The sequence below is a fragment of the Staphylococcus sp. FSL W8-0056 genome (genome assembly GCF_037963075.1).
Taxonomy (GTDB): Bacteria; Bacillota; Bacilli; order Staphylococcales; family Staphylococcaceae; genus Staphylococcus; species Staphylococcus aureus.
On record NZ_CP150142.1, the window covers coordinates 1,148,135 to 1,163,998 of the forward strand.

Annotated in this window: 1 protein-coding gene (running past one end of the window); it reads right to left on the bottom strand. The window is 35.8% G+C overall.

The features are described 5' to 3' along the window. A protein-coding gene (gene ebh, locus NSS86_RS05810; protein ID WP_001109346.1) for a hyperosmolarity resistance protein Ebh crosses the window boundary here: on the bottom strand, window positions 1–15,864 show its 3' end. It continues 16,011 nt past the right edge of the window; 15,864 of the gene's 31,875 nt are visible here — the last part of the coding sequence; its start codon lies beyond the right edge, outside the window — the gene reads right to left on this strand; its stop codon occupies window positions 1–3.

Below are 15,864 nucleotides of genomic sequence, written 5' to 3' on the forward strand. Positions count from 1 at the left end.
TTATTTTTTATTTTTCTTAGATTTCTTTTTCTTCTTTTTAGCTGCTACCTTTTTAGAAGTATTTTTTGATGCTGACTTTTTGTCTTTGGATTGGTTATCTTTTTGATTTTTCTTTTTAGCCAATAATAAAGGAACGTCCTCATCTTTAGATTCAATACTAGTTGTTGTTTCAACATCTTCCTCTTTATCTTTGCGTCGTTTTGCGAATAAGAGTGGTGAATGTTCGTTATCTTTCAACACTTTTTCATCTGTGTTTTCATTTGTAACTTCCACATCTTCTTCATCTTCTTTACGACGACGTTTTGGTAAGAAGAACGGCGTATGTTTAACTTTATCGAGTGACTCGCCATTATTTAGCGAATCTTTTTCTTCAACAGTAACATCTTCTTCATCTTCTTTTCTGCGACGTTTCGCAAATAAAAGTGGTAAATGTTTTGTATCGTCTAAAGTCTCTTTTATTGAATCTTTATTATTATCTCTTATTTCTAATTCTTCCTCTTCATCTTCTTTACGACGACGTTTGGCAATGAAGAACCAGAAACTAGCTAGTAAGCCAGAGATACCCACCACACCAATAGCGTTTTTAATAACATTACCGAAATTATTACTAAAGTGACGCATATGAAGTGGATCAATGTCATCATCTTCATCAAGTTTCTTTTTATGTCCAATAGTCGAACTGTTAAATGGATGATTTGCAGTTCCATAACCAATTGTTAAATGGCTATTAGATTCATTTCCAGTACTTGACGATTGTTTAGCACGATCAGATATTACAATTTGTACTGCTGAAATTCGAGCAATACCATTGTTCAATGCAGCCTCAACTTGCTGTAATGTATGCGCATTATTAATATCTCTAATTGTTTCAAGCACAATTTCGTTAATTTGATTCATTGCTGCTTGTTTTTCATCAGCTGTGCCAATTTCACTATTTCGAATACTATTTATTTTTTCATTTGAAAAGTCTTTAATTCTACTAATAGCTTCTTGCTTGCGTTTAGCTAGTTCTTTTGCTGTTGGATTAGCTGCTTTCATTTGAGCTTTAAATTGTTCCAATTGCTCAGTTATTTCACTGATGCTTTGCGCACGTTGAATCGCTTGAATTGCTTGTTCTTTTAATTGATTTAACTTAGCAATAGCTTCTTGCTTCTCTTTATCTGTTAGATCAGTACGAGCTTTGATTTCATCAATCATATGTTGAATTGCATCTTCAATCGATTTAATTGCATTTGATTTTGCTTGTTCAATCGTAAATTGTTCTGGATTAAATTGTTCAATATACGCTTGTTCTTGTTGTTGAATTTCTTCAACTGAATGAACATCAGGTGCATTGTTAACATGATCAATTGCTTGTTGTTTAAGCTTATTAACTTCTGCAATTGCAGCTTCTTTTTGTTCCAGTGTTAATGTCACACTATTATTGATTTCATCAATCTTTTGTTGTGCCGCATTTTCGATTGATTCAATTGCCTGTTGTTTGACTACTGACAATTCTTTTTCTACAACTTTTACAGGAACATTAACAATCACTTTTGATCCATCAAGCAATGTAACTTCAACTTTTGCTGTTAAGCTATCAGAAATCGTTGCAGTTGATGGTGTATCAATAACTTCTGCTGAAAGCTGATCAATTAAGTTTATGTGTGCAAGAATATCTTGTTCTGTAATGATGTCATCACGATGTACAATGAGTTCACCATTAACTAGGATTTGCTCAGGTGTTGCTTCAAAAATTTCATTTACAGCAGGTTGTTCATCAACCTCCCATACATGTGTATTTCTAATGTCATCTAAACCTAAGTTTAATCCTCGATTTAATTGATCTATAGTTTGAGCATTCTCAACGTTTTGTAGTGCTCGTTTTTCAGCTTCGTCAATTTCTTTGAGCGCTTTTGCTTTTTGCTCAGGTGTTAAATCTGGATTTGAATTGATTTGATCACGCTTCGCATTAGCTAAGGCTTTTATTGCATTTTTCGCATCTTCTTTAGCTTTCACTAAATCTTTGATGTCTTGTAATGCTTGTGCAAGTTGTGCTTTGGCTTGTTCAATTTCTTCTTTAGTCATCGCATTGTTAATGTCGTTATGACCTTGTTGCAGTATTTGATTGATTCGATCTTTAAGCGCTTGTTTTTCCTTATCTGTTAGATTTGGATTTTGATCGATTTCGTCAATTAATGCTTGAACTTGTTTATCAACATCTTGTTTCGCATTTTCTTTAGCTTTCACTAAATCTTTAATTTCTTTTAATGCTTGTGCAAGTTGTGCTTTGGCTTGTTCAATTTCTTCTTTAGTCATCGCATTGTTAATGCCGTTATGACCTTGTTGAAGTATTTGATTAATACGATCTTTAAGTGCTTGTTTTTCCTTATCTGTTAGATTTGGATTTTGATCGATTTCGTCAATTAATGCTTGAACTTGTTTATCAACATCTTGTTTCGCATCTTCTTTAGCTTTCACTAAATCTTTGATGTCTTGTAATGCTTGCGCAAGTTGTGCTTTAGCTTGTTCAATTTCTTCTTTAGTCAGCGCATTGTTAATGTCGTTATGACCTTGTTGAAGTATTTGATTAATACGATCTTTAAGTGCTTGTTTTTCCTTATCTGTTAGATTTGGATTTCGATCAATTTCGTCAATTAATGCTTGAACTTGCTTATCAACGTCTTTATTGGCATCAATTTTTGCTTTTGGTATTTCATTAGCATGCACTTGTTCAATCGCGTGGTTGCCTGCTGTTTGAACTTGAGATACAGCCTGATTACTTGTTGCTTTATTAATGTTGTTGATGATGCTGTTTGCCAATTCTTCTGCTTTATTTTTCGCAATAAGCTTGTCTTGATCCGTCGCATTTGAAGCTTCGATTTCTTTTAGCTTATTAGCTAAAGCTTGATTAATTGATTGAATTGCCTTGTCTTTAGCATCTTGTAGTCGTTGATCACCATTAAGATTATGGATTGCATCATTGACTGCTTGGATTGCGCCATTGATATCATTCACATTTGTGTTATCACTATTTAGCAATGTATTTGCTAGACGTTTGGCATCATCGAAGTTTGTTTTAGCATTATCGTCAGCGTTTTGGTAATTGACAGTTTGCTCTGCATTTGGAATTTCATTGTCAACTAAATGTTTCAATGTTTCCATTGCATCATTTAAGTCAATTTGATTATTAACAATATCTGTTACATCTGATACAGTATCGGCATTGTTAATTGCTTTATGTGCAAGATCTTGTTGCTGTTGATTTAATCCATTTAACGAATTAACAAACGCATTTGCTTTATCTTTGGCATTTGCAAGGTTTTGGTCTCCATTTAATGCATTTTGAGCATCGATAATATTTTGTTTCAATTGCTCTGCTTCAGCTTTTGCAATTGCATTACCTTGCACTTTATCTAACTCATGTGCTGCATTCGCAATTGCATTATCATAATTTGCTTTCAAATTGTCATCTGCATTGATGTAATTTGTGCTGCTGATAACACCAAGGTGCTGTTCGTCAATATATTGTTGTACTGCACCCATTGCATTATCTAATTTAGTTGCTCTATTAATTGCTCGAGATGCTTTATTTAGCGTTTCAGCATTATTAATTTGTTGGATTGCTAATTGTCTTTGAGCATTGTTTAGATGTGTTAATTGATCCAATCTTTGTAATGCTTCAGCTTTACGATTATTAAGTCTTTCTTCACCATTTAATGCTTTCTTAGCTGCAGTGACTGCATCATTTAATTTGATAACTTGTTCTGCAGTTAAGTTTTGCCCAGACGATTTATCAAGTGCTTGTTTCGCTTTATCAACCGCTTCATCATATACTTGTTTGACTTGTGTATCTGCATTGACATAGTTCGTGCTACCTTTCGTGCGTCCTTCATTGCCAGTGATTTCTTGTGACAATTGATCCATTGCACGATTAAGTGCCTTAGCCTCATCTACAATTTGTTGGATTTGATTTAAATCGTTTGATTGATCGATGCGACCTTTAAATCCATCTTGTTGAGCATTGTTTAATGCATTCAATTGGTCGATGTCATGTTTACCATTTGTTTTAGCAAGTGCTACACGTTCATCACCATTTAATGCTTGTTTTGCATTTAAAATATTTTGAAGTGCTTGATCCACTTGTTGCTTATTCGCATTTTGTTTCAATACATTTTCAGCATCAGCAATCGCTTGTTTATAAGCCTTTTGCTTATCTGAATCTGCTTGTGTGTAATCTATAGTTTGCTCAACGTTAGCATGTTCATTAACTGCTTGTTGTAATTGATCCATTGATTGGTTCAATTGCGTTGCTTGATCTACTAATTCAGCGATTGGTTGAAGTTTCGTCGCTTGATCAATATTTTGTTTAGCAGTTGCAATTTGATCAGCATTTAAATGTGTTAATTGGTCAATAGTTTGTTTCGCTTGTGTTTTAGCTTCAGCGACTCTCTCATTACCATTTAACTCATTCACTTTTTCTTGAAGCTTAGTTAATGCTTGTTCTACAGCGTCTTTATTCGCATTTGAACCATTAGTTGGATCTGTAATGCTTTGTGCAGCTTGTAACGCTTGATCTACTGCTTCTTTTTTATCAGTTGACGCTTCAGTGTAATTTGGTTGAGCCTTATCTGTATTCACTTGATCAACTTTATTTTTCAATGTTTCCATCGCGTGATCAAGTTCAGTAGCAGTTTGAACATGTTGTGCAACCTCTGTTCTTGTAGGCGCTGCATTTATAGCATCAGTTAATGTTTGTTGTTGTGCATGATTTAAGTTTGGCAATGCATTTACAGTTGTTACTGCTTGTTGTTGATCACGAGCAAGTTTTTGATCACCATGTAGATTATCTTTTGCAGTTGTTACTGCTTGTGTTAATTGTTCTACTTGTGATTTGTCGAGTGTTGGATTACCTGTTTGGTTAATTAAATCTTTTGCATTTTGAACTGCTGCTTGGTAAGCATCTTTTTGCGGTTTATCTTCATTGATAAACTTGCTACCCGCTTCCGTTTGTTGTTGATCTTGAATACTATTTCGTAATGCTTGCATTGCTTGATCAAGCGCTTTTGCTTCAGCTAATTTTTGCGCTACTTCGCCACGAGTTGCTGCGTTGTTTATTTGGCTTTCAAGTGCTTGACGTTGCGGATTATTCAAACCATTTAATTGATTTAAATCAGTAACCGCATGTTGTTTATCGTCTGCAAGTTTTTGATCACCGTGTAGGTTATCTTTAGCTTGTTTAAAAGCATGTGTCAATTGTTCAACTTGTGCTTTATCAAGCGTTGGATTACCTGTTTGGTTAATTAAATCTTTTGCATTTTGAACTGCTGCTTGGTAAGCATCTTTTTGCGGTTTATCTTCATTAATAAACTTGCTACCAGATTCTGTTTGTTGTTGATCTTGAATGCTATTACGTAAAGCTTCCATTGCTTGGTTAAGTGCTTGTGCTTCAGTTAATTTTTGTGCTACTTCACCACGAGTTGCTGCATTATTGATTTGATTTTCAAGTGCTTGACGTTGTGGTGTATTCAAGTTAGACAAGTTATTTAACGTTTCTGTTGCACGTTGCTTATCTTGAGCTAGTTTTTGATCACCATGTAAATTGTTTTTAGCATCAGTCACTGCCTGTGTCGCTTGATCAATGATTGATTTAGCTAATGTAGGATCAGTTGTTTTGTTAATCAAATCTTTCGCGTGTTGTACTGCTTGCGTATATGCATCTTTTTGCGCTTGATCCTCGTTAATAAATTTACTACTTGCTTCAGTTTGTGGTTGATCCTTAATACTTTCTTTTAATGCTTTCATCGCTTCATTTAATGCTTGCGCTTGTGCAATGATTTCAGCCACTTTATCACGAGTTGTTGCATTATTAATTTGATTTTCTAGCGCTTGTTGTTGAGCTGGTGTTAATTGATCTAAATGATTTAGAGAATTTCCAGCAGTTTGCTTATCTTGAGCTAATCGTTCAACACCATCTAATGCATTTTTAGATGATATTACTGCTTGAGTCGCACTTGATACATTACCTTTATTGATAGTTGGATTATTTAATCCTGCAATGATAGACTCAGCATTTTGAACTGCTTCATCATAGGCTTGTTTTTTATTCGGTTCTGCATTGACATATGCACTGCTCGCACGTGTTGCATCTTTGTCAGCAATACTTTGTTGTAATGCATCCATAAGTTGATCTAATGCTTGTACTTCAGTCAAATCTTGCTTAACTGCTGTTCTAGTTGTTTCACTATCAATTAACGTATCTTCCATATGTTTTTGTGCATTGTTTAGATGTGCTAATTGGCTAACCGTTTGTTTAGCATGATCTTTATCATTTTGTAATTTCACATCACCATGTAATGCTGCTTTCGTTGTATTCACAGTTGCCGCTACTTGATTAATCGCATTATTATCTAATGTTGCAGTTTGTTCATTGATAATATTATTTGCGGCTTGAACAGCTTGATCATAGTTTTGTTGCTCTGGTTGATCTTCGTTGATATATTTGCTATTTGCTTTAGTTGCTGCGTTATCTTGAATGCTCTGTCTTAAACCATGCATTGCTTGGTTAAGCGTATTCGCATTTTGTTCAATTTGATGAACTGCAGTTACTAAAGTTGCAGCTGTAACTTGGTCTTTTAATGCTGTTTTTTGAGGATCATTTAAGCTTGTTAAAGCATCAATTGCTTGCGTCGCATTTGTTTTAGCAACTTGTAAATTATGATCTCCATTTAACGCTTGAAGTGTTGTTTGAACTTTAGTAATAGCTTGTTCTACTTCTGTTTGGTTCGCATTTTGACCAGTTTGTTTGTTAATCATTGCTGCTGCTTCATTTACCGCTGTATTATAAGCAGTTTGTTTATCAGTATCAGCATTGATGAAGTTACCACGTTGTTCAACGGCTTGATGATCTGCAATCGCATTAATTAAGTTACCCATCGCAGTATTTAAAGATTCTGCTGTTTGTTTGTGACCATTAACTGCAGCAATATCAGATGATTGCGTAATTTGTGATTGTAACTGTTGCTTTTGCGCATTATTCAAATGATCTAATTGATCAAGTCTGTTGTTTGCTTGTTGTTTAGCTGCTGCAAGGTTTTCATCACCATCTAATGCAACTTTCGTATTATTCACTTGTGTCGTTGCACCATTAACATCATCTGGATTCATCGTAGGCGATGTAGTTTGATTAATGATATTATTAGCAGCTGTTACAGCTTTGTTATAGTCATTTTGTCTTTGCGCAGTTGCATCATGATAATCTTCAGACGCTAATGTCGTTTGATTATCCGCAACACTATTTCTTAATAATTCCATCGCATGATCTAACGTTTGTGCTTTTTGATTAATCGTAGTGACATCTGTAACAAGTGGCGCTTGTGTAATTTGACTTTCAAATGATTGTTTTTGTGCATCATTTAAGTGTGTTAAGTTCGCCAATTGTTGTTTTGCTTGTTGTTTTGCATTTGCCAAATTGTCATTACCATTTAATGCTTGTTTCGCTGCGTTCACTTCATTAGTGATGCTTTCAACTTGTGCTTGTACTTCATTAGTACCACTTTGTTTATTCAATAATGCTTCAGCTTTTGCTACTGCCTGTTTATACGCATTTTGTTTGTCAGGATCTGCATTTAAGTAATTACCGTCCGCTAATATTTGATCTTTATCATTAATAGCTTGTGATAATTGATCCATTGCTTGATCTAGGCTCGTTGCTGTTTGTTTAACTTGGTTCACTGTAGCAATTTCAGGCGATTGATCGATTTGACCTTTTAATGCTTGTTTTTGAGCATCGTTTAAATGCGTCATTCCACTTACGGCATCTTTAGCATTTTGCTTTTCAGTGGCTAATTTAGCTTCACCGTTTAAGCTATTTTTAGCATCAGTCACTTGAGTTAATGCACGAGTAATGTCATCTGGGTTAAGCGTTGGATTTGTCGTTTGATTGATAATACCTTCCGCTTGAGACACTGCATTTGTATATGCTGTTTGCTTATCGACATCAGCATCGTGGTAGTTCTCACTTGCTTTCACAGTATCTTTATTTGCAATACCTTGTTTCAAGTTACCCATTGCTGTATTCACATTTTGTGCATTTTGTTTAGTTTGTTCAACTGTAGCTAAAGCTTGTGCTTGATTGATTTGGTTTCGTAATGCATCACGTTGTGGTTGATTTAAGTCACGTAACGTATCAAGATTTGCTAAAGCATCTTGTTTCGCTTGCGCTAATTTTTCATCACCGTTTAATGCATCTTTCGCTTGATTCATAGTTGTAACTGCTTTTGTTACTGTATCAGGCGCCAATACAGGTGTTGGTGTGCCATTTGCGATTTGTTGCGCTTGGTTAGCTGCATTGTTATAAGCTTGTTGTTTGTCTTGATCCGCTTGTGTAAAGTCAACTGATTGTGGTACTTGACTATTCGCTTGAATTTGTTGTTTCAACGTACCCATTGCATTATTTAACGCATCAGCATTTTGCTTAATAGCATTAACACCTGTAACAAGTTCTGCATGCGACACTTGGTCTTTTAATGCTGTTTTTTGTGGTTGATTTAAGTTTGGTAACTGATCAATGGCTGTATTTGCATTGTCTTTAGCAACTTGTAAGTTATGGTTACCGTTTAAATCACCCTTAGCTTGATTCACTTGTTGTAACGCTTGAGCCACTTGTTGTGGATCCACGTTTGCATTTGGTGTACCACTAATGATTTGTTCAGCATGCGCTACCGCATTGTTATATGCATTTTGCTTATCAGTATCAGCATTGACAAAGTTACCATTTGCTTTAGTTTGGTCTTTATCTGCAATACCTTGTTTCAATTGTGTCATTGCTTGATTTAAATCTTGTGCTGTTTGCTTAATCGTGTTTACATTTGCAACAGTTTGCGCAGCATCGACTTGTTGTTTTAATGCATCTTTTTGCGCTTGATTTAAATCATTTGCATTTGTAATTACTTGTTTCGCTGCATCTTTTGCACGTTGTACATTGTCATTACCATTCAATGCTTGTTTCGCTTCGTTCACACGTTGCATCGCTTGTTCCACTTCAGTTTGACTTGCATTGCTGCCATTTGCTTTAGATAAAATACCTTCTGCATGTGAAACCGCATTAGTATAATCATCTTTCTTAGCTTGATCTGCATCAGTAAAGTTAATGCTATTTAATGTCTCAGTTTTATCTTGTAATGCATTGTTTAAGTTAGTCATAGCATTATTCAGATTTTGAGCATTTTGCTTAACATTATTAACTGTTGCAATATCTGGTGCTTGTTCAACTTGAGTTGTTAGCGCTTGTTTTTGAGCATCATTTAAATGATCTAGTGTACCAAGTGTTGTCTTAGCATCTTGTTTGGCATCAGCTAATTTTTGATTACCGTTAAGTGCTTGATTTGTGTCATTCACTTTAGTTAATGCTTGTTGAATTGTATTTGGATCCATTGTTGGATTTGTTGTTTGTTTTAACAATTCTTCTGCTTTTGTTACTGCATTATCATATGCTGTTTGCTTGTCAGTATCAGCATCGTGATAGTTCTCGCTACCTTTAATTTGTGCTTTATTCGCAATACCTTGTTTCAATTGTGTCATCGCGTCATTAAGCGTTGTTGCCGCTTGTTGAATAGCATTGACGTTTGGTACAAGTGTTGCTTGCGTGATTTGTTTGCTGTATTCATCACGTTGCGCTTGGTTTAAGTTTGGCAATTGATCAATAGCATGTTGAACATTTTGTTTCGCCGTTGCTAAGTTTGTATTACCATTTAAATCATTTTTAGCTTGCGTAACTTTATTTAACGCTGCAGTAATTTCGCTAGGTGTAACGACAACATCAGGCGTACCACTAATTAATGCTTCAGCTTTCGCTACTGCTTGATTATATGCATTTTGCTTGTCAGAATCTGCATTGACAAAGTTACCATCAGCTTTTGTTTGTTCTTTATCTGCAATGCCTTGTTTTAATTGTGTCATCGCATTGTTTAACTCTTGCGCCGTTTGTTTAACATTGTTTACACCAGCTACAGTAGTTGCATTTTGTACTTGTTGTTTTAATGCATCTTTCTGTGCTTGGTTAAGATCATTAGAGTTATTAATTAATGCTGTTGCTTCGTCTTTTGCATGTTGAACGTTGGCATTACCATTTAATGCTTGTTTTGCTGCATTTACTTGTTGGATTGCTTGTTCAACTTCAGTTTGTGTTGCATTACCACCATTAGCTTTTGAAATGATATTTTCAGCATTTGTAACTGCAGTGTTATATGCTTGTTGTTTTGCTTGATCTGCATCAGTGAAGTTAACTGTTGCTTTCGTAGCATCTTTATCAGCTATCGCTTGTTTCAAGTTACCCATCGCAGTATTTAAGTTTTGCGCATTTTGCTTAATTTGATTTGCTTCATCAACAGTATGCGCGCCATTAATTTGATTAGTAACAGCTTGTTTTTGCGCATTATTTAAGTTGTCTAATGAACCTAAAGATTGCGTTGCTTGTTGCTTCGCTGCCTCTAAGTTTTCATTACCATTTAAAGCATTTTTAGACGTGCTTACTTGTCCAGCAGCTTGATTGATAACAGTCGGATCTAATGAAGGGTTTGTAGTTTGATCAATAATACCTTGTGCAGTTGTGACAGCATTATTGTACGCATCCTTTTTATTCGGACTTGCATCAGTATAATTTTGGTTTTGTTTTGTTGTCGCATTATCTGCAATACTTTGACGTAATTTGTCCATTGCTGCATCAACATTGTTTGCTTTTTGTTCATTACCTTGTGCTTCTGCAACAGTAGTCGATTGTTGTACCAATTGTTTTAATGCCTCTTTTTGTGCATTTGTTAAATGGCTTAAACCGTCAATTGCTGTATTTGCGTGTTGTTTCGCTTTTTCAAGGTTTTGAGTACCATTAAGCGCTGCTTTTGTAGTATTCACTTGATTCATAGCTGCTTCAACTTGATCTTTAGGCACGTTCGTACCTGTAGATTTATTTAAAATATTTTCAGCATTACGAACCGCTTCATTGTATGCATTTTTCTTCTCTGGATCTGCATCTGCAAAGTTTTGACTGCCAAGTGTAGTGTCTTTATCATTCAAGCTATTTTTCAAGTTACCCATCGCTGTATTCAGTTCCTGAGCGGTTTGAATGGCTTGCGTTACTTCAGCTACAGTGTGCGCTTGATTGATGTTTCCAGTAACAGCACCTTTTTGTGCATTGTTTAAGTTATCTAACGTAGATAATGTTTGGTTTGCATTGTTTTTAGCATCTGTTACTTTTCTATCACCATTCAACGCTTGTTTAGTAGTTGTTACAGTTGAAAGTGCTGCTTCAACTTGTGATTGGTTCGCATTTGTACCATTTGCTTGATTAATAATATTTTCAGCAGCAGTTACCGCATTGTTGTATGCTGTTTGTTTTTCTGGATCTGCATCTGTAAAGTTAACACTTTGTTTCACTTGATCTTTGTCTTGGATTCCGTTGATTAAACGTTCCATTGCTTGATCTAATTGTTCAGCTTTAGTTTTCACTTGATTTACTGTGCTAATATTTGGTGCATTTGTCACTTGTGTATTTAAATCTTGCTTTTGAGCATTGTTTAAATGACTTAATCGGTTGATGTTAGCAGTTGTTTCTTGCTTTTTATTTGCTAAGTTTTGCGCACCATTAAGCGCAGTTTTGTTAGTGTTCACTTGATTAGCTGCTTGTGTTACTGCAGATGGATCAAGTGTTGGCTGACTCGTTGCATTAATGATATTTTCAGCACTTGTAACTGCTGTATTGTATGCATTTTGTTTATCTGTATCTGCATCAACATATGGTTGACTCGCTTTTACTTCATCTTTATTCGCAATACTATTTCGAAGTTGATTCATTGCATTGTCAAGATTTGTTGCATTGTCTTTCACACTTTGTACACCAGTTACTTGTGTCGCGCTATCAATTTGACCAGTAATACTTTGTTTTTGTGCATCAGATAAATGTGTCATTTGACGTAATGCATCTTTAGCTTGTTGCTTCGCAGTTGCTAAGTTTGTATCACCATTTAAACTTGTTTCAGCATTATTGACACGTTGTGTTGCCGCAGTAACATCTGCTGCATTTGTAATCACATTAGGTGAACCATTTACGATATTCTTCGCAGCATTATATGCATCAGTGTAAGCACCTTGTTTATCAGGACTTGCGTTAGTGTAATTACCACCAGCTACAATTGTGTCATGATCACCAATTGCTTGTTTTAATTGATCCATCGCATTATTAAGTGATGTAGCACTATTTTTCAGATCAGTTACACCTGATACGCGTTGTGCAGCATTCACTTGTTGTTTCAATGCTGTTTTTTGCGGTGTATTCAATTGTGTCAAGTTATCGATAGCTTGTGTAGCTTCAGTTTTAGCGCGTTGTAAGTTCGCGTCACCGTTCAAAGCATTTTCAGTAGACGTTACACTTTGAATTGCTTGTTCAACAGCTTGCTTATCTTTATTCGTACCATGATCTTTATTTAAGTAAGATTCAGCTTGTGTGATGGCATTATCAAATGCTGTTTTCTTAGTTGGATCTGCGTCAATGTAGTTTTCGCTCGCTTTAGTTTGATCTTTATTTGCGATTGCTGACTCTAATCGTTGCATTGCACCATCTAAGTCTTGTGCTTTCGTTTTAACACTATTTACACCGTTGACTGTTGTTGCACCTTCGATTTGTGATGTTAAATCTTGTTTTTGTGCATTATTTAAGTGTGTTAATGTACCTAAGTTTGCTTTCGCATCTGATTTTGCTTGTCTTACATTTGCATCACCGTTTAAAGCATTCTTAGCAGTCGTTACTTGATTTAATGCAGCTTCAACTTGTGCTTTTGTCATATTTTGACCGTTTGCTTTATCTAAAATACCTTGAGCATTCGTAACAGCATTTGTGTAAGCATCTTTCTTACCTTGGTCAGCATCTGTAAAGTTCACTTGTTGTTTAACAGTGTTTTGGTCATTAATACCATTTTGAAGTTGACCCATTGCTGTATTTAATTCATTAGCAGTATTTTGTGCAGCAGTTACGTCTGCTACTGTCGTTGCATTGTCAATTTGACTAGTTGCTGCAGTTGATTGCGCGTTATTCAAGTTACTATATGAAGCTAATGCACGTTTTGCTGTTTCTTTCGCTTGAGCAACTTTATTATCACCATTCAAGTCGTTTTTAGCTTGATTCAATTGGTTAAGCGCTGCTTGAACTTGTGTTTCATTCGCGTTACTGCCATTTGCATTAGTAATTGCTTCTGCTTGTGTAACTGCAGTATCATACGCTTGTTGTTTTGGTTGATCCGCATCTGTGTAATTGACACTACGTTTCGTATTATCCTTTTCAGCAAGTGCATGTTTCAAATTACCCATCGCTGTGTTTAACGATGTTGCTTTATTTTTAGCCGCTGTGACAGCTGCAAGATTTGGTGCTTGATCCACTTCAGCATTTGCCGCAGTTCGTTGTGCATTGTTCAAGTCTGTCAAACGACCGATATCTGATTTCGCAGTTTGTTTTGCTGCTGCTAATTTTTCATCACCGTTCAATGCAGACTTCGCACTGTTCACTTGGCTCGCTTTTTGGTTAATTGTATCAGGATTCATTTCAGGGTTATTCGTTGCACTAATAATACCTTCAGCATTAGTTACCGCATCATTGTATGCATTTTGTAAATCTGCATTCGCGTCTTGATAATCTTCGCTTGATTTAGTCGCATCTTTAGAAGCAATACTTTGTCTTAATTGATTCATTGCTTGATTTAAAGTACCAGCATTTGCTTGGATGCCTTGAACACCAGCAACAGTTGTACCACGTTCAATTTGTTCTGTTAAGTTTGCTTTTTGAGCATTAGTTAAATGTGACATTGTCGCTAATTGTTGTTTAGCTGTGTTCTTCGCTTCATTTAATCGCGCGTCACCATTTAATGCTGTTTTAGCAGTATTCACACGTTGTAATGCTTGTTCAACGGCTACTTTATTGTCATTTGAACCAGCTGTTTTATCTAATAACGTTTTAGCTGCTGTTACAGCATCATTGTATGCAGTTTGTTTATCTCTATCTGCTTCAGTATATTTCTGAGCTGCTTTTGTAGCTGCTTCGTCATTAATACCACGTTGTAAGTTGCTCATTGCAGTATTTAATTCAGATGCCATTGTAGACACTTGATTTACACCTGCAACTGTTGTCGCACCTTCAATTTGTGATTTCAATGCTGCTTTTTGTGCATTATTAATTGATGTAAGGTTATTCAATGCATTTTTCGCAGTTGTCTTAGCGTTCGCAACATTTTGATTACCGTTCAATTCGTTTTTAGCACGTTGTACATTTTGTAACGCAGTTTCGACACCGTCTTTTGCAGTATTTGGACCTTGTGCTTTATTTAAAATTTGTTCAGCTTGCGTCACTGCATTTGTATATGCATTACGTTTCGCTTCATCTGCATCAGTGAAGTTAACACCTTGCTTAATCGTATTTTGATCTTGAATACCATTTTTCAAGTTCGTCATAGCTGTATTTAATGCGTCCGCATTATTTTGCGCTTGTGTTACTTCATTAACATGCGTTGCACCTTCGATTTGGCGTTTCGCTGCATCTTTTTGTGCATTAGTTAAGTCACTTAAGCCATTCAAATGTTGCTTCGCATTTGTTTGCGCAGTTCTTAAGTTTTCTTGACCGTTTAACGCTTGTTGTTTAGCTGTCACTTGGTCTTTCGCTTGATTAATTTCTTGCGCAATCATTGATGGACTAGTTGTTTGACCAATGATTGCTTTTGCTGCAGTGACTGCATTGTTGTAGTCATTTTGTTTGTTTTGACTTGCATCTGTGTAGTTTTGACCTGCTTTAATCGTTGCTTCATTCGCAATGCTATCTCGTAGACCTTTCATTGCAGTGTTTAATGTTTGTGCATTATCACGAACAGTTTGAACATTTGGCAACGTCGTCGCTTGACCCACTTGTTCTTTAAGTTTTGCTTTTTGCGGACCATTTAAAGAAGTTAAACCATCAATTGCTGTGTTAGCATTTTGTTTCGCTACTTCTAAATTATGATTACCGTTTAACTGCGTCTTCGCATTCGTTACTTGCGTTGCTGCATTTGTAACATCTGATGGTGTTAACGTTGGTGTTGGTGTACCACTAACGATATGTTCTGCAGCTGTCACTTTTTCATCATATGCTTGGCGTTTATTCGCATCAGCATTGACATAATTACCACTAGCTTTTGTGTCAGCTTTATCAGCAATGGCACGTTTTAAAGCTGTCATCGCAGTATTTAATTCAGTCGCAGTATGTTCAACACCATTTGCTGCAGATACGCGTCCTGCACTTGTTACTTGTGCTTTCAATGCTTCTTTTTGTTTTGTATTTAAGTCCGAAGCATTTGTAATCGCTGTGTTCGCAGCCTGTTTCGCACGTTCTAAGTTTTGAATACCGTTTAATGCAGTATTGGCTTGTGTAACAGCTTGCATTGCTCTTTCGACATCTGCTTTAGGTGTATTTCCTCCAGCTGTTTTATTTAAAATAGTTGCTGCTGCATTTACTGCTTGAGAATAAGCCGTTCGTTTAGCATCATCAGCATCTTGATAATTTTGACTTTGTAACGTCGTGTCTTTATCACGAATTGATGTTTCTAATTGACCCATAGCACCATCTAATTGTTGCGCTTTGGCTTTAACTGTATTAACACCTTCAACATTTGTTGCTTGTGTAATTTCATTATCTAACGCATTACGTTGTGCATTATTAATGTGTGTTAATGTACCTAACGTTTGTTTCGCAGCAGCTTTAGCTTCATTTAATTTCGCATCACCGTTCAACGCCGTCTTCGTACTGTTCACATTTTGTAATGCTTGTTCAACTGCTGCTTTGTCTACATTTTGACCACTAGCTTTTGTTAAAAT